Consider the following 25269-nt stretch of genomic DNA (forward strand, 5'->3'; position numbering starts at 1 on the left):
AGACTCCATTGCATCGTTCAGGTTGTTCTCATGACGATTGACTTACTCATTTGGGTGCATTATAGCCCTCCAACTGCCGAAACCATACCCAGTCTACCTAATCTACAGGGATGCAGTCTATAACCATCCCAAATCCCTATTTTAACGCTCTGTCTTGATTTGATCCACAGATGACTCCAGCCCTTTAGATGGCGGCTGTGCCACCAACCGTTGTTGAAGCGATCGGAAGATAGTTTCCGGAACCGTAGCTTTCAACACTCGTCCCAGTCTACCCTTCTTTTGAGCGAACTGGAGACATCGCTCATCAGGACAAAGATAGGCGGACCGCCCCATCCCCCTGTCTAACTGCACCTGATGGGACGGATAAATTCGGACAATCCGCCAAAAGGTAGATTTATGGTCAACTTTTCGGCAACTAACACAACAGCGGTAGTTGGGTTTCATTACCCTCACTGAACTGATTAAACCCGGACGTATATAGTCTTAATGCTAGCGAACCTCTCTCGCGATCGCGAATCCCTATTCATCCTCTTCTAGGGGGATCTCATCCTCCTCTAAAGCATCCTCCTCCATCTCAACCACTGGCTCCTCCTCGGCTCCTAGATCGCTCTCCGCATCTGGAGCGAATCGTTCCTGTTCCTCATCCTCCAGGTCTTCCTCATAGTCTTCAACTGGGGCAGGACGGCGAGCTTCCTGAAGGCTAGCCAACTTGCGGTTTTCCGCCTCATAGTCATATTTGGCAGAGTCTTTAATATCAATTTTCCAGCCTGTTAACCGAGCCGCCAAGCGCACATTTTGTCCTTCTTTCCCGATCGCTAAACTCAGTTGATCTTCAGCAACCAGGACATGCGCCTGCCGTCCTTCTGGATCCATCAAACGAACCTCATCCACCCGAGCCGGACTTAAAGCATTGGCAATATAAGTAGCCGGATCAGGCGACCAGCGGATCACATCAATCTTTTCGCCACGCAGTTCATTCACCACGACTTGGATCCGTGACCCTCTAGCACCAATACAGGCACCCACGGGATCAACATCTCGTTCGATCGTATCCACGGCAATCTTCGTGCGTGGACCGACCGATCGAGAGGGGGGATTGGCTTCCCTGGCGACCGCCACGATACGGACAATCTCATCCTCAATTTCCGGGACTTCATTGGCAAACAGATAGACAACCAACCCCGCATCTGCTCTTGAAACCAGAAGTTGTGGACCTCGATGGGATCCTTCAGACACCCGCTTCAAATAAACCTTAAACGTGGCGTTTGCCCGATAGTTATCATTTGGAAGTTGCTCCCGCTTGGGTAATTCCGCTTCCACTTCCGGTTGTCCGAAGCCGCTACTGACCGCCATGATCACTGATTGGCGCTCAAATCGCAGAACCCGAGCCTGTAAAACGGTACTTTCTAAATCTTGGAACTCTTCCTGCACCAGCTTCCGTTGTTGATCCCGCAGCTTTTGGGCTAACACTTGCTTGGTCTGAATCGCCGCCATCCGCCCGAAGTCTCCCTGATCTGGGGTGACATCCAACACCACAGTATCTCCCGGTTGAGCTTCAGCAGCCACCTCTTGGACTTCCTGAAGGGCAATCTGGTGATCCGGATTCGTCACATCTTCGACGATCGTCTTCGTCGCCAAAACTCGAAATCCTTCCTCTTCAACGTCCAGTTCCACCTCAAAGTTAGCAAAATACTCTTCATCAAATCCTGCCCCATCCAAGCGCAGTGTCCGACGATATCGCTCATACCCTTTAAGTAACGCTTCACGGAGCGCCGCCTGAACAGCCAGTTTGGGCAAATTGCGCTCTCGACTAATACTGTCAATCATGTCCCTGAGTCCGGGCAAAGCGACCATTGACATAAAGAAATCTCCGTAGAAAAGAGGAACGATGAGACAAATGAGAAAACCGTGGAGTGAGCCGCTTAACTATAAATCAGGTCAATCCCATCACGTGATGGTGCAAATCTAAAGCGATCAAGCCCGCTGTTGGTCAAGCTGCACCCGACTGACTAAATAACGGGGAATAGCGATCGCACGACCCCTCTGGCTCAGGCGCACACTATCGTCATCTCGACCAATAAGTTGACCAGTCCACTCCTGCTGACCGTCAAATGCGGCTGATGCTGTTACTGTGACCACAAACCCTTTAAAGGAAATAAATTCGCGATCGGTCGTCAATGTTCGGGAAATCCCAGGGCTGGAAATCTCCAGAACATAGGCACTCGGAATCATCTCTGATTGATCTAATGCTGCTTCTAACGCTCGACTCATTCGCTCACAATCATCCAAGCCCGTATCCTGTTGGGGATTGCGAATATCTACCCGGAGGATTGGCGGGTTCTGGTTCGTTTGAAATACCGCACCAACAACTTCCAGTCCCAGGGATTCGGCGACAGGACTAGCGAGATCGATAATTTGCGGAATCAATGGATGAGCCATTGTAATTTACCAATAAAAAAAGTGGGTCAGCCACCCACCTTCCATGAAGTGATTGCTTTCACGAAGCCTGGAGGCTCCACGCAACTAGTCATAGTTCCGCAGAGTTCTTACCTAGTGTAACGCAAGCCGCCAAAAGTCGTCAGTTTATTCCAGACCTCCCGTTGGCGTGAATCAGGCTAACGATTCAGCGAAGGGAAATCTGAAAAAATCAACTCTTGCGCTTGCGGGATCTGCCCTAACTATCGTAGTATGGTAGACCGTGTTGATTTAAAGAGAACCATGCCGAAGCTGAAGACCCGCAAAGCGGCTGCCAAGCGTCTGAGAGCCACTGGATCTGGCAAGATTATTCGCCGCAAGACCAACAGAAGTCATTTGTTAGAACATAAAAGCGCTTCTCGGAAGCGCCGCCTCGCTGGTACAGCCGTAGTGAATGAGCGGGATGTTGAAAGAGTCCATTTAATGCTGCCCTATCTTTAAAAGATAGGTAGCCAAAATTAACCGTAATTTAGATAGAAGTCTAGAGGAAAGAACATGGCACGGGTCAAGCGGGGGAATGTTGCTCGTAAGCGCCGTAAGAAGATCTTAAAGCTGGCGAAGGGGTTCCGGGGATCCCATTCTCGGCTATTCCGGACGGCGAATCAGCAGGTAATGAAAGCTTTACGGAATGCGTATCGCGATCGTCGGAAGCGGAAACGGGATTTTCGGCGGTTGTGGATTACCCGGATTAATGCAGCAGCGCGGCAGCATGGGATGAGCTACAGCCAGTTGATTGGTAGCTTGAAAAAAGCCAACATTCAGATCAACCGGAAGATGCTGGCACAAATGGCAGTGCTCGATCCAGCCGGATTTGAGCAAGTGTTGACGGCGGCGGGACAGACCACTAAGTAGCTCTGTCGATTTAGATTCATTCAGAGCGCGAGAATGATGCCTAGAAGTTGGTGGACAAGCAAAAAGCAGCTTCTAGGTATTGGTTTGCTAGGGTTGTTCCTCCTCACGCCTCTGCCCGCGATCGCGGCTGACTTGGCGGCGATCCAACAACGGGGGCGCTTAGTCGTAGGCATCAAAGATAATTCACGCCCATTAGGTTTTATGGATCGGAATGGGCAATTGCAGGGATTTGAGATTGATATTGCCCGTCGTTTAGCCCAAGAACTACTGGGTCGCCCGGATGCTCTTGTTTTGCAACCTGTCCTCAACCAGGAACGGCTGCCGTCTGTAATCGATGGGCAGGTTGATCTGGCGATCGCCCGGATGACGCTGACTCCAGCCCGCTTACGGATTGTCAACTTTAGCATTCCATACTATACAGATGGCACCGTTTTAATCACCCGTGACCTCAAATTGCGCTCCGCCCCAGATGCCGATTCAGCCACGATCGCAGTCTTAAACAACTCGAAAACCGTAGAAATTATTCGTGATCGGTTTCCTAATGCCACTTTAGTCGGTGTTGATTCCTACCAGGCAGCAAAAGCCGTTTTGGAACAGGGACGTGCCCTTGCCTTTGCGGCGGATGTCAGTGTCTTAACGGGTTGGGTACAGGAGTTTCCCGAATATCGTCTTCTGTCTCCCATGCTGTCCTTTGAACCTCTGGCGATCGCGCTACCTAAAGGCAAGCAGTATGAGCCATTGCGCCAACGAATCAATACGGTGTTACAGCAGTGGCAAGCCGAGGGCTGGCTGCGGGAACGGGCAACTTTTTGGGGACTCCCCTAAGCTGATGGGGAAGTCCCACCCAAATTAAGCTAAGGTTTTAAGAGACTGGTTCTAAAATTTCCGTTTGGTAAATTTTTTGTTTGGTGAACGTTAAATATGCGAGAAACGTTTCCGATCATCTATCTTTCCCTGTTGCTGATCTTGTTGGGATTAGCGGCTTGGGCGATCGTGCGCCAAGTCCTAAGAACACGTTCTACAGAAAGCCGATTGACAAAATTGCAGTCTAAGCTAACGAAGGAAAAAGGCACAGCGCAGGAATATTATGAGCTTGGTAGTATCTACCTACAAAAGAAAGTATTTGCCCAGGCGATTACCCTGTTTCAAAAAGCGTTAAAGACTGACGAAGACCTGCCAGAGCAAGAAAGTTCCCTGATCTACAATGCTTTAGGCTATGCCTATTTTGGTCAAGAGCAGTATGACCTGGCAATTCGGCAATACAAGGAAGCCTTGAAGCTCAATCCTCAGTATGTCGTGGGATTGAACAACTTAGGTCATGCCTATGAGCGTAAGCAACTCAGCAGTCAGGCATTAGAGGCGTATGAGCAGGCGCTCGCGATCGAGCCAGAGAATCCAACGGCTAAGCAACGGGCAGAATCGTTGCGGAAGCGCCTAATTCCCTCGGCATAAACCGCAAAATATTTAACTGAGCGACCAGCCATCCGGAGTAGAACCAAGTCACTGCTGATGGCTGGTTTTTCCACATCAGTATTTGGGCATTCGCAAGAACCTTTATCCTCTGAATGCGTCAAAGGAAAGATGATATTATCTCGCCAGTAAGTTGCCCCCTGGGGTATTTGCGATCGCATCTTGCCGTTATTAGCAGTCTGTAGCCTATGGGGATCCGTCATCTACAAGCGATTTTCACGACTCCCTCAAAGCAACGGTTGAGTGCTCAAACAATCTTTTGGTTCAGCTTAAGTCTCACCTTTGCCGCCATTTATGGCTACCTCAGTTTGCGGCAGGTCTTTGGCATGGAATATATCGTGCAGGACGATGTGCGCCAGCATGTGTTTTGGATGGAACGGTTCCAGCATCCTGAGTTGTTTCCCAACGATCTAATTGCCAACTACTTCCAGTCGGTAGCGCCTACCGGGTACACCACCCTTTATCGGCTAATGGCAGTCCTGGGGATTGATCCGATCGTAGTCAGCAAGGTGCTACCACCCATCCTGGGCTTAATCACCACTGCCTATTGCTTCGGGGTTTCTATGCAGATGTTACCTGTGCCCTTTGCCGGTTTCATCAGTTCCCTATTGCTGAATCAGTGCATGTGGACAAAATCGGATTTGGCTTCTGCCACACCCCGAGCCTTTGTATTCCCGTTGTTTCTGGCATTTGCGTACTACTTGCTGCGATCGGCGATCGTCCCTTGCTTGATTACGATTGCCCTGATCGGACTGTTCTACCCCCAATACATTTTCATTGCGGCGGGAGTTTTGGTGCTGCGGTGTTTCACCTTTGAGAACCGTCGGCTCCAACTCGTTCGCGATCGTTCGATCTGGATCATCAATGGAGCCGGATTCGCGATCGCGATCGCGGTAATGGCGTTCTATGCTCTAAATCATTCCAGCTTTGGGCCAACGATCCCTATCGCAGAAGCCAAGACCCTGCCAGAATTCCTACCGGGAGGTCGTGCCCCATTTTTCCATGACAACGCCTGGGAGTTTTGGGTGGATGGGCGGGGCAGTGGTTTCCTGCCATCGCTGATGCCCGTTTTGGTCTACTTAGGCTTGCTGCTACCCGGTTTACTGCGCCTGCCGCAAGGATTACCGTTGAGCCAGCAGGTCACCCCCAAAGTCCATTTGTTGACTCAAATTATCTTGACCTCTGTGTTCATGTTTCTGGCGGCTCATGCCCTACTTTTCAAGCTGCATTTGCCCAGTCGCTACACGGGGAATAGTTTTCGGATCGCCTTTAGTTTGGCCGCCGGAATTGCGATCGTCATTCTCCTGGATGGCTTATTCCAATTCCTGCTCACGCGTACCTGGAACCACCGCCAACCACAAAGTATAGCGATCGCTACAACTACGCTATTAGTCGCTACGTTGGTGTTATATCCTAGCTTTGTGCCGAAATTCCCCAATGCTCAATATATTGAAGGGGATGATCCAGAACTATACGAATTTTTTGCCCAACAGCCCACAGACACACTGATTGTATCCCTGACGAAAGAAGGCGATAATTTGCCCACCTACTCGCAACGATCGATTCTGACGGGTGAAGAATATGCCATTCCCTACCATGCCGGATATTATCGGCAGTTTCGGCAGCGCACCCTGGAGGCGATCGCGGCTCAATATAGCCCGGATCTCAATCAAGTCAGGCAATTTACCCAAAAATATGGGGTAGACTTTTGGCTGCTCGATCGTCATGCCTTTGATCTGGACTATTTACAAGACCATCGCTGGATTAAGCAGTATCAACCCATCGCGACGCAAGCAATCAGCCAATTACAGCAAGGGCAAGTTCCCATCTTGCAGCAACGGTTAAGCACCTGTACGGTATTTCAGCAAGCAGAATTGATCGTTGTGGCGGCGGATTGTGTAGTAGGGGTGTCATGAGGAAAACCACAGTAAATTGGCTGGTCAAATACGGTCATCCCCGGCACTGGCTACCGATATCCTTAGGCAGTTTGCGAGGGCTGATTATTGCTGCCTTAATTTTAGGGATTGTCTTTCGATTCATTCATCTCGATCGCAAAACCTACTGGATTGATGAAACCTATACTTCTCTACGGCTGTCAGGGCACACAGAAGCCGAGCTAGTGCAAACGCTATTTACCGGAGAGGTGATTAGTGTAGACGACTTACTGCAATATCAGCATCCTGATCCAGCAACGACAGTTCGTGATACGTTGCATTCCCTCGCCACGGAATCTCCTCAACATCCCCCGCTCTACTACATTCTGGGACGCTATGCGATGGAATGGTTTGGTAGTTCGATCTCCGTACCCCGAGGACTCGCCGCGATTCTCAGCCTGCCCCTGTTACCCGCCATGTATTGGTTGTGTTGGGAATTATTTGGTTCTATAACAGCCGCCTGGATTGGGGTTGTGCTGGTATCCGTCTCACCGTTTCATATTCTGTATGCCCAGGAAGCCCGTGAATACAGTTTTTGGGCTGTGACTACGGTGCTCTCCTGTGCCGCCTTATTACGAGCCCTGCGATCGCAACGTCGCTCTGATTGGTTACTCTATGCCGCGACAGTCAGTTTAGGACTATATACCTTCCTGTTCGCCGTTTTCGTTAACCTGGGACAGGCTCTATATATTGCGATTTTGACCCGGTTGCGGTGGACAAAAACAACGATTGCTTACCTCGTGTCCAGTCTGATTGGATGTTTGGCTTTTTTACCCTGGGTCTGGATCATTCTGGCGAACTGGGGACAATTGCATGAAACAACTGCCTGGACATTTAGCCGCCGATCGTTGGGTTACTTAATGCAACGATGGTTAGTCGGGAGTAGCAATCTATTTTTTGATTTCAATTTAGGCTATTCCCGGTTAACCGGAGTCACGATTATTTTAGTTGCCCTGATCGTTTACTCCTTGTTTTATTGCGTGAGGAAACTCCCCCTCCGCAGTTGGTTGTTAATTGTGACGTTAACCCTGATCCCAGCAGCATGTTTAATTTTGCCGGATTTAATTTTAGGGGGTGTGCGATCGATTAACCCCCGCTACTTAATTCCAACATGGCTGGGGATGCAACTTGCTGTCACCTGTTTGATCACGGCGGGGATCGAGCAAGCGACGATCGTTAAACAACAAGTCAACTGGGGACGAGTCCTGTTAACGGTTTTGTTTGTCAGTAGCGTTGTATCGTGTAGTGTTAGTTCCCAAGCCACTTTATGGTGGAATAAAGATTTTGATAAAAATCAATACAACACCTGGCTAGCGAGCATGATCAATCAAGCTGAACGCCCCTTAGTGATTGCCGATGATTCCAGAGTTGCCAGTGATTGTTTTGCCTGTCGGATGATGACTTTAAGTTATGCACTCGATCCTAAGGTGCGGTTGCAGTTAGTTTTAGAACCCAGTATTCCTAGAATCCCCACTGGCTTTAGTGATGTCTTACTATTAAACACCTCCCGGAATTTGAGTAAAGCGATCGAAAAAACTACCCCTTATAAAGTAGTGAGAATTTTTCGGGATCGGCAATTTCTGCTACAAAAACTGATTCAGCCTGCTCGTAGTTCATCAGATACCTTGGAGAGTTAGGCGGAATGGAATTGCTGGGACAGTTATATCGCACATTAATTGTACCGATCGCGCTAACGAATCCACCGCCGAAATCCCGGACTATTTTTTGGTTGAGTCTCAGCCTGACGTTTGCTGCCATTTACAGTTTGCTGGCTCTTCAACTCGCCTTTGGTGATGACTATGTTGTTCAGGATGATGCTCGCCAACATATTTTCTGGATGCGGCGATTTGTTGATCCAGATTTATTTCCGAATGACTGGATCGCCGATTATTTTCAGTCCGTCGCACCCGATGGATACACTACACTTTATCGAGTCATAGTTGCTCTGGGAATTGATCCAATCGTCGTCGGTAAACTATTCCCTTTAGTCCTCAGCTTAGCCACAACGGCTTACGGCTTTGGTCTGGTAATGGAATTGCTGCCTGTCCCGATCGCAGGATTCATCACGACTCTGTTACTCAACCAAAATTTGTGGATGCGAGATGGCTATGCCTCTGCCACACCCAGAACATTTTTATATCCTATTTTCCTGGCATTTTTGTATTACTTACTGCGGCGATCGGTTTGGGGTTGTTTAGGTGCGATCGCCCTACAAATTTTGTTTTATCCTGCCTATGGGTTAGTAGCAGCCGGTCTATTACCCCTGCGGTTAGTGCGATGGCAGGCTGGAAAATTTCACTGGTCAAGCGATCGTCGGGACTATCAAATTTGTATTGCCGGATTGGGGCTGACCCTAATTATGATGCTGCTTTATTTAACCAGCGTCTCTCGCTTTGCGCCAACCATTACAGCCGCCGAAGCCAAAACATTACCTGACTTTTTGTCCGGAGGACGAGCCAGTTTCTTTCGCAAAAATCCAGTCAAATTCTGGCTCACAGGTTCACGCAGTGGACTATTGCCACGATCATTATTTACACCAGTCACGCTATGTACTGGATTGTTATTGCCGATTCTTTTATATTTTCCCAAACAATTTTCCCTGGTTAAGCAACTGCGGCAGATTACCCTCATTCCCCAATTACTGCTAGTTGGAATTGGCTGGTTTTTAGTTGCCCACGCGATGTTGTTTAAGTTACATTTACCCAGTCGATATACGGGATATACCTTTCTATTAGCGATCGTTTTAGCCACCGGGATTGTCCTAACCATGATGTTAGATGCAATTTACCAATGGATGCAGACGACTCAACCTAAAACCATCCTTAAATCTGGTCTAGCGATCGCACTCATTACCATCATCACCAGTTCGTTGTTGTTCTATCCATCAGTGGCAAAAAGTTTCCCAGTCACCGGATATTTAACTGGCACAGCCCCCCATCTATATCAATTTTTTACCCAGCAACCCAAAGATATTGTGATTGCTTCGTTAAGTTCAGAGGCAAATAATTTGCCAACCTTTGCTCAGCGATCGATCCTGGTTGGCAGTGAGTATGCTGTCCCCTATCACGTTGGTTACTATCAAGAATTCCAGCAACGAGCCAGTAATTTAATCCGCGCTCAATACAGCTCAGATTTAAATACAGTTAAGCAATTTATTCAGCAGTACAGGATCAATTTTTGGGTATTAGAACCAGAAGCCTTTGAGCCAAACTACCTGAGTAACAATTCCTGGATTAACCAATATCAACCAGCCGCAACTGAAGCAGTAGAGTCTTTGGAGCAAGGTCATATTCCTGTTTTACAACAGATGTTAACGGGCTGTCCGGTCTTAGATCTGGATCATTTTGCAGTCATTGATACCCGATGTATCCAAAATTTCTCTTCACTCAAACCAATCCGCCCCTAGCCCCACCAATGACCAAAACACCTCAACCATGAATGATCCGGATTTCTGCCAATCAATGAGAAACTTTTGAGGGCAGCAGAAATTCGTAATACTAGAGAGTTGTCATACTGGGGAATAGCACCCTGAGTTCAGGCAGGAGGGGGACAATGGGAATACTTTGGCAATCAGCTATGCAGAATCAACGATCGCGCAACAAAGCATTAAAAAGCTGGGCTCGACAAACCAGCTTAATCACACTCTTACTACTATTGGCACAGTCTGGGCTGACTCCGGTAGGGATGGCTGCTCCTACCGAACCCGATGAGTTCCCGCCTAACCCCTTAGAACTGACTACGCCTGATCCCCTATTGCCCAATCCGCTCCGACCATTAACAGCGCCAGAACAACAGCAGTTAGCGATCGCCTGTGATGCCTTAAATGCCGAAGCCCAGGCAAGATTACAGGCTGGCGATCGGGTGGGCGCATTTGACCTCTGGAACCGGGAATTACGATTACGTCGAGCATTAGGATTAATTCCTGAAATTCAAGCGTTAGGTCGAGTGGGAGATATTGCCTGGAAAGAAACAGATACTACCCAGGTACGGTGGATTACTAAACGCTTAGATGCCATCCTGACTCAAATTCTGCCACCACCGCCACCCAGTTCTGGTAGCCCAACTCCAACCACTCCTCCTGCCACCGATCCTGGTAAAGTTCCCGTCGTCCCACCGCCTCAAACCCCTGCTCCCAGCCCCACGCCTAATCCAAGCAGTTCTGTTCAACCAAAACCTGAAACAACCGCGAATCAAGCTGGAGGCAATCAGAACGGGACATCATCGAGTAACGCTCAAATTAACTCGGCGCCAATTCGGACGGATCAGAATCGTTCAGTTCGGGTCAACTCATCATCCAACAGTAGTTCTCCAGCCAGTTCAGCCCAGGTAAATTCATCTCAAACAAGCCGCTCCCAAACGGGTGCAGTGCCAACCACCCTGGCACAAACAGGTACAACTACTCCGACCAACCCCACTCCTGCGATCACCGTTCCCACCCGAACTGTCCCTGTCACTCGCCCAACTCCACCAAATCCTGGTGTGACTGCACCGATTCTGAACCTTGATCCAGCGACCAAAATTCGGGTGTTAGAAGCCTTGGGGATTGCTTACCAGCAAGTCCGATTACCTCAAGTAGCGGTCAGAATCTACGAACAAATTTTGGCAGATGCCAGACAACGGCGGGACGAAGCAAAAATTGAATCGACATTAATTACCCTGGGTCAACTGCACTTAAGTTGGTTTAGTTATGACCCCGCCGCCACGGCATTCCGAGAACTGCTAGAACGATCGCGAACACGGGGCGATCGCCAATACGAAATTCTGTATCTCAACCAACTGGCCTATATTCACGAACAAGCCAAACAACCGGAAGCCGCGATCGCCTACCAACAGCAATTAATCACGCTGTACCAGACAGTCATGAGAGATCCCAACCCGATTCCACCGCTCCATATTCGCATGGGCGACAACTACCAGATCATGGGGCGACTGGATTTGGCAGAACAAAGCTATCAAGCGGCCTATCAACTGGCACAACCCTTACTGCAACTCGCCTATGCCAGCGATTCTCTACAGAAATTAGCCGCTCTCTATCTTGCGAATAATCGTCTGGATGCTGCCCTGCGGATTTACGATTTTCTGATTGGGGTAGAGCAACAAGCCTACAACACCTATGGCGTGATGGCGGCTTACGACAAAATTGGGCAAATTTATTTGTCTCGCAAGGAATATCCCCAGGCTATCCTGGCATTCCGACGGGGGTTAGATCTAGCCAGACAACTCAAGTATCGTGAGGACTATTTTACGGGACAGATCCAACAGGCGGCTCAACAGGGAAAAGCCGGTCAGTAAACCGTTTCAAGCCTCCCTACTTTCTACCGTTCGGAAACCCGTACATGCGATCGGATTGTCATCTATGCAGCGGCTTAGGTAAATTAGCACTCGAGGGTTGAGAGTGCTAACCGAGCACCAAAACTCTGTTAGACTGGCAACGGTGGATCGAGTGAATTGACTTTTGATCACTTTTCCTACCTTGCAACCTGCAACGGCAAGCTCATTCCAGTAATGGCATTGATGAAGCACGATGCGTTATTTGAATTGGGCGGCTTTGCCTTGCAAAGTTTGAACTTAACCGAGCCTAATCTGCTAGTTTGGAGAATTTAGTATGGCAGCCGTATCTTTGAGCGTTTCCACTGTTAAGCCTCTGGGCGATCGCGTGTTCGTGAAAGTCAGTGCTTCTGAAGAAAAGACGGCTGGTGGCATCCTTCTGCCCGATACGGCAAAGGAAAAGCCCCAAGTCGGTGAAGTTGCTGCAATCGGGCCTGGCAAGCGGAATGACGATGGCTCTCGCCAAGAGCTAGAAGTCAAAGTCGGTGACAAAGTGCTGTACTCCAAGTATGCCGGTACTGACATCAAATTGGGTACCGATGAGTACGTGCTCCTGTCTGAAAAAGACATTCTAGCGATCGTTGCCTAAGTTAGGCACAAGATAACTGGTTGAGATTACCAGTTTCTAACCCATCTCCATTAATCTTTCACAATTCCTCACTCAACTACTGAAGGTTACAGCAACAATTATGGCAAAACGCATCATTTACAACGAAAACGCTCGTCGTGCCCTGGAAAAGGGAATGGACATTCTGGCTGAGGCAGTTGCCGTTACCCTCGGGCCCAAAGGTCGCAACGTTGTGCTAGAGAAGAAGTTCGGCGCTCCGCAAATCGTCAATGATGGTGTCACCATCGCGAAGGAAATCGAACTCGAAGATCACGTTGAAAACACTGGCGTATCCTTGATTCGTCAAGCCGCTTCCAAGACCAATGATGCCGCCGGTGATGGCACCACCACTGCAACCGTTCTGGCTCATGCCATGGTGAAAGAAGGTCTGCGGAACGTGGCAGCCGGTGCAAATGCGATCGCGCTGAAGCGTGGGATCGACAAAGCCACCAGCTTCCTGGTTGATCAAATTGCTCAACATGCTCGTTCCGTCGAAGACTCTAAGGCGATCGCCCAAGTTGGCGCGATCTCTGCGGGGAACGACGATGAAGTCGGTCAAATGATTGCCAACGCCATGGACAAAGTGGGCAAAGAGGGTGTGATCTCTCTGGAAGAAGGCAAGTCCATGACGACCGAACTGGAAGTCACGGAAGGGATGCGCTTCGACAAGGGTTATATCTCTCCCTACTTCGCAACCGACACCGAGCGGATGGAAGCCGTTCTGGATGAACCCTTCCTGCTGATCACCGACAAGAAGATCACCCTGGTACAAGATCTCGTGCCCGTCCTGGAGCAAGTGGCTCGCGCCGGTCGTCCGCTGGTGATCATCGCGGAAGATATTGAGAAAGAAGCGCTGGCTACCCTGGTGGTAAACCGTCTGCGCGGTGTGCTGAATGTGGCGGCGGTGAAAGCTCCTGGCTTCGGCGATCGTCGTAAAGCCATGCTGGAAGACATCGCGGTGCTGACTGGTGGCCAACTGATCACCGAAGATGCCGGTCTGAAGCTGGATGCGGCTAAGATCGACAGCCTGGGTAAAGCCCGTCGTGTCACCATCACCAAAGACAACACCACGATCGTGGCTGAAGGCAACGAAGCCCAAGTGAAAGCTCGCGTTGAGCAAATTCGTCGCCAAATGGACGAAACCGACTCCAGCTACGACAAAGAAAAGCTGCAAGAGCGTCTCGCTAAGCTAGCTGGCGGTGTGGCTGTAATCAAAGTCGGTGCGGCAACCGAAACCGAAATGAAGGATCGGAAGCTGCGGCTGGAAGATGCCATCAACGCGACTAAAGCGGCTGTGGAAGAAGGCATCGTTCCGGGTGGTGGCACCACTCTGGCGCACCTGTCTCCTCAACTGGAAGAGTGGGCAAACGGCAACCTGGCTGGCGAAGAGTTGATCGGTGCAACGATCGTGGCTCGCGCTCTGGCGGCTCCTCTAAAGCGGATCGCTGAAAACGCCGGTCAAAACGGTGCGGTGATCGCTGAGCGGGTGAAAGAGAAGGACTTCAATGTTGGCTACAACGCGGCTAGCAATGAATTCGTTGACATGTTCGAGGCAGGGATCGTTGACCCGGCTAAAGTGACTCGTTCAGCGCTACAAAACGCGGCTTCGATCGCAGGCATGGTGTTGACCACCGAGTGCATCGTGGTTGACAAGCCCGAACCCAAGGATGCAGCTCCGGCTGGTGCTGGCGGCGGCATGGGCGGCGACTTCGACTACTAATTGGCTCGTTTGTAACAGAGAATCTATTCCTGTTATCTGCAATAATTCAGGGCGATCGCATTCCATCAAGGGCGATCGCCCTTTTTTATCGCCGACCAAATCCTGCGATACACTGAACTGATTGAGTCTGATCAGAAAAATGCAAACTCAAGAGCGAATCTATTCACCCGAAGAGTATTTAGCTCTGGAAGAAATGGCAGATTTCCGGAGTGAATATTACAATGGACGAATTTTTCCTATGGCAGGTGGCTCACCCAATCACAACCGCATTGCAGTTAATCTAGTGTCCGCGTTAAATCTAGCTTTAACAGATGATTATGATGTGTTCACAAGCGATATGCGGCTCTGGATTCCCCACGCTGGTCTATACACTTACCCGGATGTGATGGTAGTTGCTGGGGCGCTAGCGTTAGCTGAAGGACGAAAAGATACGATTACAAACCCAATATTAATTGTCGAAGTGTTATCTGACTCTACTAAAAACTACGATCGCGGTGAGAAGTTTGAATTTTACCGAACAATTCCCAGTTTTCAAGAATATCTTTTAGTCGATCAGGCAAAAATTCATCTAGAACACTATACAAAAACCGCTCGGAATCAATGGTTATTGACTGAATATAACGAGCTTGATTCAGAGCTTAATTGTGTTTCTGTACCATTTAAGATTGAAATATCTGCTATTTATAAAAAAGTGATTTTTTAAGCGATCGCTGCATAGCTGCACTCAGCGATCGCATTCTCAAGTTAGATTATTTAGAACCAAATTTCTGTTTGGCTTGGGCGTAAATCTCCGCCGTAATTTCAGTTGCACCCATTTCCTGAGCCAGTTTTTCAATTTTCTTTCGGGCAGCCGGACGGACAAAAAAAGGAATTTCTTTTAACCGGGCTTCGGCTTCAGCCGTCCAGGAGATCGCATCACTCATCACAATATTCTCAAATCAGCTTTTCTATCCTACGCGGTTGATTGATCAATTTAGCGGTTTGTAGCTTGTTGGGGATTACGCTTGACAGAGAGGATAATTTGGTTCATGGTCTAGAACAGAGTGGCCTGGTTCAAGGAAATTGACCAGGAGCGGTTAATTTAGCTTGCTTGAGTTCTAGTCCAGTGAAAAAGCTGTTCCAGGGTTCTCAGACCTATCCGTTTCTCCCGTATACGCAAATCCGCGATCGCCTCAAGCCCGGTGATGTGATTGCCTTCTCTGGCAAAGATTTCCCGTCTACTGGAGTAAAAGTCGCAACCTGCTCCAGTTTTGTCCATGTCGCGATCGTGTTTCAGGCGCATCAACCTGGTCACTACGAAGACTCCGTGTTGATTGCCGAATCCCACATTGATACGAGTCTGCCCAGCGTTGGTACAGGCAAACGGATTTTAGGAGTGCAGTTGCAGTGGTTAGCTCAACGGATCATTGCTACAGATTGTCCGGTTTGGTGGGCAGCGCTCAAACACCCCCTACATCCCAAGGCTCTTAGCACCATGCAACAGTGGTTATTAGAGGTTGAACAACAACGAATCCCTTACGATTTTGTCCAGGCGATCGGCGCGGGGTTTGATCTGCTCGATCGTTGGGGCATCGAAAATCAGGCGGATGATTCCGCATTGTTTTGCTCCGAATTGGTGATCCGAGCCTTACAGATTGCTGAAGTAGTCGATCCCGAGATCAATGCCTCAGAGCAAACCCCATTAAATGTGATGGAGCTGTCCTGTTTCCAACCGATCGTGTTGATCAAGAATCCAGAGTTAAACTCCCAGTCCTTAACAAAAGGGGAGGTGATCGAGTTACCCGTTTATCAGGATGAAGAAATGGGAGCATAGGGCGATCTCGCAGCCAGCCTAACCCTATTCCATGGCAATCACAACATCACTGGATTTGATCACCGCATACGCCTCTGCCCCTTCCACCAAGCCCAATTCCTCAACCGAGGATTTAGTAATAATCGAAATCAGTTCTACAGGATGCAGAATCTCCAGGGTAATTTCGCTGTTCACAGCCCCACTAATCACCCGCTTGACTCTGCCCCGCAACACGTTACGAGAACTGACTTTCAGTGGCTTCCTGGATTTGGGCTGGGGCGCGATCACTATGGAGGATGAATCCGGGTCAGTCGTCTCAGCAGGCGATTCAGCCTGAGTGCTCAAGCCTCGCACCAGTTCTCGCAGAATTTCAGTTTTGGTGCGTTGCGAATTCTGGCAAAACGCCTCTAAAATCCGTCGCTCCTCATCTGACGTTTGAAAGGTAATCCATCCCTGCTCTTTTCTGGGCATCTTGATCCAATTTAGTTGGTAATCACAGACTAAGTTGGTAATTACAGCCAACTTTCCTACCATTCACTATAAAACCAGCCGTGAACTAATGTTTTGCCATCAATAATCGCAAAATCTTAGCGTGCATAAAGGCTACATCTGGATCACGTTGAATAGCATCATGGTAGCGCTGTTCTAAGTTGGTTCCGTCTTCGTTTGGTTGCAGTAATTGTTGGGCTTCAGCAAACAAAGCGTTCGCTTCATTCAACGTGACAGGTTCTTTCGCCGCTAGAAACTCATCAATCTGCACAATGTATTGGGAGATCGGACGTAACCAACTAAACCATTCGTGGCTGACCACTAATTGAAAATATTCGCCTTTAGACTGAATTCGTCCATGAGATTCTTCATAACTAACCCGTTCCGATTCTAGTAGGGCTTTATGTAACGGGAGCAGCAGCGATCGTAATTCTCGCAGTTGTTTAAGTGCAAATTCCAATGACAAATTAGCGGAAGACATGGGTAATTAGTTCCGTAGACAATAGCTTACTGAGCAAAAAAGCCAGTAAATAGCAGAGGTAGGAGAATCAACGCCCCAATAATTAGCACAAGTGTGCCTGGTTCAATCTTGACAATATTGCGATCGACTTGCTCTTGAAGTGGGTTTGGTTTATCAGAATCAGGCATAATATGTTGACCTTAAAACTCAATTTCCTGGGGCGCTCGGGGGAACGGAATTACATCCCGAATATTGCCCATTCCAGTCATAAACTGGACTAAGCGCTCAAAGCCTAAGCCAAAGCCAGCATGGGGCACAGTACCATAACGCCGCAGATCGAGATACCACCAGTAAGGAGCCGGATCAAGCCCCTGATTCGTAATCCGCCGCTCTAGCACATCCAGGCGTTCTTCCCGTTGCGACCCACCAATAATTTCACCAATTTTGGGCGCTAGAATATCCATCGCTCGCACCGTTTTTTCATCCTCATTCAGCCGCATGTAAAAGGCTTTGATTTTAGCTGGATAATCCGTCACAATCACTGGCTTTTTAAACAGTTCTTCGGCTAAATAGCGTTCATGTTCTGATTGCAAATCCAAACCCCATTCCACAGGATATTCAAAGGATTTACTGGCTTTCTCTAACAACGAAACCGCTTCTGTATAAGTCACTCTTGCAAACTCATTGTTGATGATATTATCTGCCGTCTTTAAGACAGAATCATCAATCCGTTGGTTGAAAAACTCCATATCTTCGGGGCAGGTTTCCAACACATGACTAAAAATATGCTTTAGGAAGGATTCTGCTAAATCCATATCGCCTTCCAGATCGCAAAATGCCATCTCTGGTTCCACCATCCAGAACTCGGCTAAGTGACGAGAAGTATTAGAATTTTCTGCCCGAAACGTCGGCCCAAACGTATAAACATTACTGAATGCCATTGCCATAATTTCGGCTTCCAGTTGTCCGCTCACCGTCAAATACGCCTGTTTACCAAAGAAATCTTCACTAAAGTCTGGCTTTTTATCGTTCGTCAGTGGCACATCGGCTAGGTCAAAGTTCGTCACCGTGAACATTTCACCCGCGCCTTCACAATCACTGGCACCAATCAGGGGTGTATGCACCCACAGGAAACCCCGTTCCTGAAAGAACTGGTGAATTGCCGTTGAGGCGGCATTGCGGACTCGGAACACTGCCCCTAATGTATTCGTGCGGGCGCGTAAGTGGGCGATCGAGCGGAGAAATTCAAACGAGTGACGTTTTTTCTGTAGCGGATAGGTTTCGGGGTCGGCTTCCCCATAGACCACGATCGACTCTGCCTTTAACTCAATCCGCTGTCCCTTGGCTGGCGACTCCACCAGAGTTCCCGTAATCTCGACGGAAGCGCCCGTATTTACCCGCTTCATGGTGTCAGCGTATCCTGGCACAGTTTGGCTAACCACCGTTTGCAGTCCTGCCATCGAGGAACCATCATTCACTTCGACAAAACTAAATTCTTTCTGTTCCCGCTTGGTACGTACCCAACCCTTAACCGTAACCGTTTCGTCAGGTTGTCCGTGGCGCAGTAGATCGAGAATACGTTGAGTGGTCATGAGCAATCATCGGGAATAGGAAATCCAAACGTAGGTAAACTACGCTGAATTTGAGTGTAGCGCTGATTGAGGAAATGGAACGATCGCGTCGCTTTACGGTTGCTGAGAAGATGAAGTCGGTGGAGTTGATTCCGGCAGCGGTTGAGGTTGCTTTAACACCGCAAAGGCAAGAAACCAACCCAGTACCATGCCAAACCCGCCAAACCGAATAATTTGCCAGAATGGTTCCTTTAAACTACTCCAGGTAAATAAGCGGCTTTCCAGATTGAACTCTAGTTCGTCTAACCGAGACTGAATTTGCTTCAGTTCTGCTTGCAGTTCTGGGTGGGCTGCTGGCTCAAGTTCTGTTTGCAACTGTTCGCGGCGTTGCTGTAATTGCGCCTGTTCCTGCTGGTCTTGCTCTACCTGGGTATAACGTTGTTTCAGGGCTTGCAGCGATCGTTCTACCGCCACTAATTCCTGCTCAAAATTCAACTCCTCAACCGCGCCGCGATCGGTTTTAGAGCGATCGTGATCAGACGGTGGCAATGGCTCAGAAGAGGGCATAGTACAGTAAAGATAATTTCCATTACCATACTGCCCTGCTTTATGCTGAACACTTCTACCCAGGCAACAAATTTATCGGATTTACAGCAAGCCAGCCCTGAAGCATTAGCCCAACTGCTGCTAGAAAAGCTAGCCATTAACGATAGCAACTGGCATCAACTCAAGTCGAACCGCAATGCCCGCGCCAGTGAACAAGCGGCTGCCGCTCTCGTGTTCTTGCTGAAAAATCAACCCGAAGAAGCTTTACCACGATTACAACAAGCCGTCGGTTGGCTCGATCGCTCTATTTCCGCCCCTCCCTGCCCCACCCACGGTCATAACCGTTAAACGCTCTGGGTGAACCGGAAGGCAATGACGTGAACAACTGGCGATCGCTAGAGACAGAAACTATCAAGATGTCTCTAGCTACCACACTCATCGTTTTTGGGAATACTTACCGATGCGATAAGACCTTTGATCTGGCGGAGCAACTGAATGGACATCCCTCTCATCGAGGCTGCCAAAGGTAATATTCTTCTGGTTGACGATATACCTGAAAACCTTCACCTACTCACCCGCAGCCTCACCCAACAAGGATATCAGGTACGAGGGGTGGTGAGTGGAACAATGGCATTGCGGGCTGTCCAGATATGGGCTCCTGATCTGATTCTGCTGGACATCAAAATGCCGGATATGAGTGGCTACGAAGTTTGCCAACAGATCAAAGCCTCTGAACGCAGCCGCGATATTCCAATCATTTTTGTCAGCGCCCTAGATGAAGTGCTGGATAAAGTTCAGGCGTTTGCCGTTGGTGGAGTGGATTACGTGACCAAGCCTTTCCAGATTGAAGAAGTCCTGGCTCGAATCAAAACTCATCTGGCGCTACGGACAGCACAGGCGCAAATATCACAGTTAAATACCCATTTGGAACAGCGAGTTCAGCAACGGACGGCAGAACTGGAAGCCGCCAATCAAGAGTTGAAGCGCGAAATCACCGATCGCCAACGGGCAGAAGCCCAACTCCAGCAACAGGCAGAGCAGGAACGCTTAGTCAGCGCGATCGCCCAACGGATTCGCCAATCCCTCGACCTGGATACCATCCTCGATACTACAGTGGCGGAAGTTCAACAGCTGCTGCAAGTCGATCGTGCCTTGATTTATCGCTTTGAACCGGATTGGAGTGGGATCGTGGTGGTAGAGGCCGTTTCCCATCAGCACTTCAGTATCTTAGGTAAAGAAATTAACGATCATTGCTTTGCCAAACACTACGTTGAAGGCTATCGGCAGGGACGGGTACAAGTGCTGGAAGATATCATGACCGCTGACCTCACGCCTTGCCATACCGAACTTCTGGCATCATTTCACATCCGAGCCAACCTGGCTGTGCCGATCCTGCATGAAGAGCAACTATGGGGATTGTTGACGGTCAACCAATGCACCCATCCCCGCCAATGGAGTTCCCTGGAGATCAGCCTCCTCCAACAATTGTCTACCCAGGTCGCGATCGCCATTCACCAGTCGGAGTTGTACCAGCAAGTCCAGCACCTTAATACCGATCTGGAACAGCAGATCCAGGAACGGACTGCCCAATTGCAGCAGGCGAGAGACTTTGATGCTTTACTCAAGCAAATTACCGATAAGGTGCGCGACAGTTTGGACGAAAGTCAAATTTTGCAAGCGGCGGTGCAGGCGTTAGCGCTGGGGTTAGATGTAATTACCTGCAATACCGCTCTGTATGACCTGGAGCAGCATACTGCCATCATTTACCACGAATACACTCGCTCCAATGATGTGCCCACTCGCCAGGGACAAGTTCGGCACATGGTAGACTTTCCCAAGTTGTATGACCAACTGTTAGCCAACCAATGCTTTCAGTTTTGTCAACCTGATTCTGATCGCGGTTGGGTGACATTACTCGTTTGTCCCATTTGTGACAACCAGGGGGTTTTGGGCGATCTCCAACTGTTACAACCATCCGATGTGCTGTTTAGCCGCCGGGAAATTCAACTGGTACAACAGGTTGCCAACCACTGTGCGATCGCAATTCGTCAGGCTCGTCTGTATGCTGCCGCCCAATCTCAGGTTAAAGCGCTGGAACAACTACATCAATTAAAGGATGATTTCCTCAGTACCGTTTCCCATGAGCTGCGATCGCCCGTCGCTAACATGAAAATGGCGCTACAAATGTTAGAGCTAACGTTTGAGCAATTGCAATCCGATCCAATTCACAACCTGAGTGAATCACTCAAACACCGGATCAGTCAGTACTTACAAATTCTGAATAATGAATGCGATCGAGAAATCAACCTGGTGAACGATCTCCTCGATCTGCAACGGCTAGAAACCAACACGCAACCCCTTGAAACCGAAGCCATTGATTTAAACCTCTGGCTCCCCATCCTATTGGAATCGTTTCAGGAACGTGCCCTGGCTCGGCAACAGCAGCTAAACATTCAATTACCTGCGACTCTGCCCTTCATTGACACCAATCCCAATGCCTTAAAACGGGTACTGGCAGAACTCCTCCATAATGCGTGTAAATACACACCACCTGGGGAACGAATAGTTGTTGATGTTACAATGACAACCTTACAGATCCAATTTCAAATCACGAACTTTGGCAGCGAAATTCCAACCAGTGAACTGCAACATATTTTTGAGAAGTTTTATCGCATTACCCAACTCGATCGCTGGAAACAAGGAGGCACAGGATTAGGACTGGCTTTAGTCAAACGCCTGGTCGAACACCTGGGAGGAGAAATCACCGTGAGTAGCGGCAACGGCAACACCCGCTTCACCCTATTCCTACCACGCTCCTAAAAATTTCTGGTCAGCATGTCTGTGGGAACAAATCAGCCACTTAACAATACCGACTTTGAGTGACGGCAATCTCCCGGCAAATCTGTTTAGATAGCAGCATTAAAGCCTGCTTTTGACATTCCTCTATGCATAGATAGCAGTCCTAATAGGGCTGCTTTTTTATTGGCAACTTTTGCCAATTTGCCCGATCGTAACCTGCCTATCCGTCTACCTGCTCGGCAATCCATTGCAAATAAGGCAGTGACCCCGCCAGAATGGGGAGAGCAATGAGCTCCGGCACTTCATAGGGATGGTTATGCCGGACGATCGCCTCCAGGGCAGCAAATTTGGTCAGATCGGTTTTAATCAGCAATTGCCACTCATCCTCGCGTTCCACCTTGCCCTGCCAGGTATAGATTGAATGCACTGGTAGCAAACTGAGACAGGCGGCTAGCTTCGCCGCAATCAGCGCCTGCGCGATCGCATCGGCTTGCTCCCTGGAAGGTGCCGTTACCAGCACCACACCATATTGAGATGACGGCTCGGAACTACTCATACTTCCTTTAGATAGAGGTCAGATACAAGCTAAAGCATAAACGCTAAAGGATAAATCACCCTTCGATCCCTTTAGCACCCTATATTGCACCCATGACCCGAAAACTTAGTTTGATATTGTTCTGGCTAGGATTCATCGGCTATGCCTTTTTCCTGGCTCCCCCGCTCCCACCCGGCACCTTCGAGCTGATCAAACGTTTATCTACCGGACAGATTGCTGGGATCAATCCACTAATTGTGGCACTATTCAATTTGCTGGGAGTGTTCCCATTAATCTATGCTTGCCTGCTGCTGATTGATGGCAGAATGCAAAAACTACCTGCCTGGATATTTATGCTGGGATCATTTGGCACTGGGGCGTTTGCCCTTCTACCCTACCTGGCACTGCGAGACCCCAATCCCCACTTTACGGGCGAAAAATCGGCTCTCCTGAAACTCCTGGACTCCCGCTGGTTTGGTGGCAGTTTAGCGATCACAGCGATCGGGTTAGTAGTCTACGGCATCACCCAGGGCAATTGGGCTGATTTTAGTCAGCAATGGCAGACCAACCGCTTTATTCATGTCATGAGCCTGGACTTTTGTGTCCTGTGTCTCCTGTTCCCCACCCTCCTCGGAGATGACATGAGCCGCCGCCAACTCCACGATCGGCGCATCTTTTGGGCAGTCTCGCTGCTGCCTCTGTTGGGTGCAGCCCTGTATGTTGCCCTGCGTCCTCCCTTACCCAGCCCAACGACGACTGAATCATCCCCCCAGCAGCCAGCCGCGCTTAGCTAAAAACGTGGGGATCGGTAATGTTCCCTGTGCTGCGAGCTGCCGATCCCTGTATGCTGCTAATCACCAAGTTGTCTGAAGTCACCGCCATGTCCAAACTATTTCGCCCCCTCAAAGCTGGACTGATTTACCTGATCGTGACGTTGGTTGGGTGGCTTCTACTGACTATTGGCAATGTCGCGATCGCTCAGCCATCCAGCAATGCTGCCACTCCCATTGATGCAGACACAAGCACACTGATCCACCCAGAGTTAGATCCAGACAACATCCCTTCGACCAAAGTCAGCCAATTCGTTCATGCCTATTTGCAGGTTGTTGCCCTGATCGATCGACGGGAGGGCGAGTTACAGGGCGCAGAAACCGAATCCGAATCGATCCAAATTGAAAGGGAAATTGAAGCCGCCGCTCTAGCGATGATTGAGCAGGCTGGCTTAACCCGTCAAGAATATTTACAACTGCTGGGGTTAGCCAATACAGATCCCGAGTTTGGCGAACGGGTAGCCCTGCAAGTTCAGGAAGCCGCTCGCTAGAGCCAATGGCAGCATGGAGTTTTACCCCCAGGAATAGATGCCCTCCAATCAGTCATGGCTCGAAGATCGCCAGTTAGCAGAATCCAGGCAGAGATTCAGAGGCGGAATACAGCATCCAGCCAGGATTGGCGAATTCAGTCAAATTAAGCCTTGCAGAAATTGGAATGAGTGATTAAATGGGAAGAATCACAGGCGCGATCGGTTCGATCGTTGCTATTATTCTTGGTTTCATAATTTGGATTCCGACTCCTGAAACAGCCAACGTCAGACATTAACTAAAGTCAGCCTGACTAGAATAACTGGCAGAAAATCGGTATGGTAGGAAGCTAATTCATTGATATCCGGATCCCATGATTGAGAAGGCTGGATGACCAGTAGTATCGCACCCGTCTCACAAACAGAGTTGGCTCAACGGCGGCAAAAGTTACGTCGGCAGCGACGTGCCAAATTATTTCAAGCAATTTGGAGAGTGTTAGCTGTCTTTGGGCTGGCAGGAGGGCTAATTTGGCTGTCAACCCAACCTTTTTGGCTGATTCGTCAAGCCGATCAGATTAAAGTGGAGGGCAATCGCTTTATTCCAGTTCAACGGATTCGATCGCTGCTGCCCATTACCTACCCTCAATCCTTATTTCGGCTGGAACCGCAAAAAATTGCCAAAGAACTCAAAGCAAAAGCGCCGATTTCCGATGTGATCGTCAGTCGGCAGTTATTTCCGCCCAGTCTCAGTATTCAAATTAAAGAGCGCTACCCGGTGGCGATCGCGCTACCCGATCCCAACGCTAAACCAAGCAGCGCTAAATCTAATCAGGATAATGCGTCTACGCAGGTAGGGTTAATTGACGAAACCGGATGGTGGATCCCTTTAGAAAATTACACCTCGGTTGATCGGTCAGTTAAACTCCCAACCCTAAAAATAATTGGTCGGCAAGAGCATTACCGATCATTCTGGTCTAAGCTGTATCGGGAGGTCAGCCGTAGTCCGGTCAAAATCTCTGAGATTGATTGCCAGAATCCGGCTAATATCATCTTGAAAACGGAACTAGGGACAGTTCATCTTGGACCACCTGGTTCTCAGTTGGCTTATCAGATCAAAACCCTTGATCGGATGCGTCAATTACCCAATCAAATCAACCCCAGCCAAATCGCTTATATTGACCTGAGAAACCCCGACTCCCCCATCCTTCAGATGGTAGGAACCAAAGACTCACAATAGCCCCACTTGCCTGGATGAAAATTTCTTACCCAATAGGACAAGATCAATGACAAACTAATGGCATCAAAAACCCTGTTTAGCCTGGCAATCCTCCATTGCCTGGGAATAGTGAATTCCCTATGATCGTTGGTTTTTCAAACAACTTACCCTATAGTTG

The 25269-nt window shown here is 49.0% G+C and carries 27 protein-coding genes; 17 read left to right on the forward strand and 10 right to left on the reverse strand.

The window, feature by feature from the left end; genetic code table 11:
• Positions 1-141 precede the first annotated feature (141 nt).
• The 3 genes from ACN4EK_RS08055 to rimP form a co-directional block, all read right to left on the reverse strand.
• Entirely contained in the window at positions 142-444 is a 303-nt protein-coding gene (locus ACN4EK_RS08055) for a YlxR family protein (RefSeq protein WP_431657328.1), read from the reverse strand.
• 75 nt (positions 445-519) lie between these two features.
• On the reverse strand, positions 520-1860 hold the full coding sequence (nusA, locus tag ACN4EK_RS08060; protein WP_431657329.1) for a transcription termination factor NusA: 1341 nt from the start codon (positions 1858-1860) through the stop codon (positions 520-522).
• Positions 1861-1974: 114 nt separating this feature from the next.
• Positions 1975-2439, reverse strand: a complete 465-nt coding sequence (rimP, locus tag ACN4EK_RS08065; protein ID WP_431657330.1) for a ribosome maturation factor RimP — start codon at positions 2437-2439, stop codon at positions 1975-1977.
• A 279-nt stretch (positions 2440-2718) separates the two neighbouring features.
• Between rimP and rpmI the strand changes: the two genes are divergently transcribed.
• The 11 genes from rpmI (at position 2719) to ACN4EK_RS08120 (ending at position 15089) form a co-directional block, all read left to right on the forward strand.
• Entirely contained in the window at positions 2719-2916 is a 198-nt protein-coding gene (gene rpmI / locus ACN4EK_RS08070; protein WP_431657331.1) for a 50S ribosomal protein L35, read from the forward strand.
• A 54-nt stretch (positions 2917-2970) separates the two neighbouring features.
• Positions 2971-3327 carry a 50S ribosomal protein L20 gene (rplT, locus tag ACN4EK_RS08075; protein WP_431657332.1) on the forward strand — a complete coding sequence of 119 codons (357 nt, stop codon included), beginning with the start codon at positions 2971-2973 and terminating at the stop codon, positions 3325-3327.
• Positions 3328-3360: 33 nt separating this feature from the next.
• Positions 3361-4152, forward strand: coding sequence for a transporter substrate-binding domain-containing protein (locus ACN4EK_RS08080; RefSeq protein ID WP_431657333.1), 792 nt, complete (start codon positions 3361-3363; stop codon positions 4150-4152).
• Between the two features lie 96 nt (positions 4153-4248).
• A complete protein-coding gene (locus ACN4EK_RS08085; protein WP_431657334.1) occupies positions 4249-4779 on the forward strand; it encodes a tetratricopeptide repeat protein in 531 nt (176 codons plus the stop codon).
• A 206-nt stretch (positions 4780-4985) separates the two neighbouring features.
• Complete coding sequence (locus tag ACN4EK_RS08090; protein WP_431657335.1) at positions 4986-6713, forward strand: hypothetical protein; 1728 nt, start codon at positions 4986-4988, stop codon at positions 6711-6713.
• Entirely contained in the window at positions 6710-8368 is a 1659-nt protein-coding gene (locus tag ACN4EK_RS08095) for a glycosyltransferase family 39 protein (RefSeq protein ID WP_431657336.1), read from the forward strand. The genes ACN4EK_RS08090 and ACN4EK_RS08095 overlap by 4 nt, the downstream gene beginning before the upstream one ends.
• Positions 8369-8373: 5 nt before the next feature.
• The gene (locus ACN4EK_RS08100; RefSeq protein ID WP_431657337.1) at positions 8374-10137 is read left to right on the forward strand and encodes a hypothetical protein; all 1764 of its coding nucleotides are present in this window, start codon (positions 8374-8376) and stop codon (positions 10135-10137) included.
• A 146-nt stretch (positions 10138-10283) separates the two neighbouring features.
• Positions 10284-12023 carry a tetratricopeptide repeat protein gene (locus ACN4EK_RS08105; protein WP_431657338.1) on the forward strand — a complete coding sequence of 580 codons (1740 nt, stop codon included), beginning with the start codon at positions 10284-10286 and terminating at the stop codon, positions 12021-12023.
• A gap of 313 nt (positions 12024-12336) precedes the next feature.
• Positions 12337-12648 (forward strand): co-chaperone GroES, encoded by a 312-nt coding sequence (groES, locus tag ACN4EK_RS08110; RefSeq protein ID WP_431657339.1) that lies wholly within the window; start codon positions 12337-12339, stop codon positions 12646-12648.
• 100 nt (positions 12649-12748) lie between these two features.
• Positions 12749-14386, forward strand: coding sequence for a chaperonin GroEL (gene groL, locus ACN4EK_RS08115; protein WP_431657340.1), 1638 nt, complete (start codon positions 12749-12751; stop codon positions 14384-14386).
• Positions 14387-14525: 139 nt separating this feature from the next.
• Entirely contained in the window at positions 14526-15089 is a 564-nt protein-coding gene (locus ACN4EK_RS08120; protein WP_431657341.1) for a Uma2 family endonuclease, read from the forward strand.
• A gap of 46 nt (positions 15090-15135) precedes the next feature.
• Here ACN4EK_RS08120 and ACN4EK_RS08125 read toward each other — a convergent pair whose 3' ends face one another.
• Positions 15136-15309, reverse strand: coding sequence for a PCP reductase family protein (locus ACN4EK_RS08125; RefSeq protein ID WP_431657342.1), 174 nt, complete (start codon positions 15307-15309; stop codon positions 15136-15138).
• Between the two features lie 182 nt (positions 15310-15491).
• Here ACN4EK_RS08125 and ACN4EK_RS08130 point away from each other — a divergent pair, with 182 nt between their 5' ends.
• Entirely contained in the window at positions 15492-16199 is a 708-nt protein-coding gene (locus ACN4EK_RS08130) for a C40 family peptidase (RefSeq protein WP_431657343.1), read from the forward strand.
• A gap of 24 nt (positions 16200-16223) precedes the next feature.
• On the opposite strand, the gene ACN4EK_RS08135 is transcribed toward ACN4EK_RS08130, so the two are convergent.
• From ACN4EK_RS08135 to ACN4EK_RS08155, 5 genes are all read right to left on the reverse strand, one after another.
• A complete protein-coding gene (locus ACN4EK_RS08135) occupies positions 16224-16649 on the reverse strand; it encodes a TOBE domain-containing protein (protein WP_431657344.1) in 426 nt (141 codons plus the stop codon).
• Positions 16650-16734: 85 nt separating this feature from the next.
• Positions 16735-17148, reverse strand: a complete 414-nt coding sequence (locus ACN4EK_RS08140) for a hypothetical protein (protein ID WP_431657345.1) — start codon at positions 17146-17148, stop codon at positions 16735-16737.
• Positions 17149-17174: 26 nt separating this feature from the next.
• The gene (locus ACN4EK_RS08145; protein ID WP_431657346.1) at positions 17175-17315 is read right to left on the reverse strand and encodes a hypothetical protein; all 141 of its coding nucleotides are present in this window, start codon (positions 17313-17315) and stop codon (positions 17175-17177) included.
• 12 nt (positions 17316-17327) lie between these two features.
• On the reverse strand, positions 17328-18719 hold the full coding sequence (gene asnS, locus ACN4EK_RS08150) for an asparagine--tRNA ligase (protein WP_431657347.1): 1392 nt from the start codon (positions 18717-18719) through the stop codon (positions 17328-17330).
• A 93-nt stretch (positions 18720-18812) separates the two neighbouring features.
• Positions 18813-19265 carry a sll0565 family protein gene (locus ACN4EK_RS08155; protein WP_431657348.1) on the reverse strand — a complete coding sequence of 151 codons (453 nt, stop codon included), beginning with the start codon at positions 19263-19265 and terminating at the stop codon, positions 18813-18815.
• 42 nt (positions 19266-19307) lie between these two features.
• Between ACN4EK_RS08155 and ACN4EK_RS08160 the strand changes: the two genes are divergently transcribed.
• Positions 19308-19592 (forward strand): DUF6439 family protein, encoded by a 285-nt coding sequence (locus tag ACN4EK_RS08160; protein ID WP_431657349.1) that lies wholly within the window; start codon positions 19308-19310, stop codon positions 19590-19592.
• Between the two features lie 147 nt (positions 19593-19739).
• On the forward strand, positions 19740-22064 hold the full coding sequence (locus ACN4EK_RS08165) for a GAF domain-containing protein (protein ID WP_431657350.1): 2325 nt from the start codon (positions 19740-19742) through the stop codon (positions 22062-22064).
• Between the two features lie 199 nt (positions 22065-22263).
• Here the strand turns inward: ACN4EK_RS08165 and cutA are convergent, their stop codons facing one another.
• Complete coding sequence (gene cutA, locus ACN4EK_RS08170) at positions 22264-22599, reverse strand: divalent-cation tolerance protein CutA (RefSeq protein ID WP_431657351.1); 336 nt, start codon at positions 22597-22599, stop codon at positions 22264-22266.
• 92 nt (positions 22600-22691) lie between these two features.
• On the opposite strand from cutA, the gene ACN4EK_RS08175 reads away from it, so the two are divergent.
• From ACN4EK_RS08175 to ACN4EK_RS08185, 3 genes are all read left to right on the forward strand, one after another.
• The gene (locus ACN4EK_RS08175; protein WP_431657352.1) at positions 22692-23372 is read left to right on the forward strand and encodes a DUF2834 domain-containing protein; all 681 of its coding nucleotides are present in this window, start codon (positions 22692-22694) and stop codon (positions 23370-23372) included.
• 50 nt (positions 23373-23422) lie between these two features.
• On the forward strand, positions 23423-23899 hold the full coding sequence (locus ACN4EK_RS08180; RefSeq protein ID WP_431657353.1) for a DUF4168 domain-containing protein: 477 nt from the start codon (positions 23423-23425) through the stop codon (positions 23897-23899).
• 367 nt (positions 23900-24266) lie between these two features.
• Positions 24267-25112: a cell division protein FtsQ/DivIB gene (locus tag ACN4EK_RS08185; RefSeq protein ID WP_431657354.1), complete on the forward strand. Its 846-nt coding sequence runs from the start codon at positions 24267-24269 to the stop codon at positions 25110-25112.
• The last annotated feature ends 157 nt before the right edge of the window (positions 25113-25269 follow it).

This window comes from Pantanalinema rosaneae CENA516 (assembly GCF_050753385.1).
Classification (GTDB): domain Bacteria; phylum Cyanobacteriota; class Cyanobacteriia; order Leptolyngbyales; family Leptolyngbyaceae; genus Pantanalinema; species Pantanalinema rosaneae.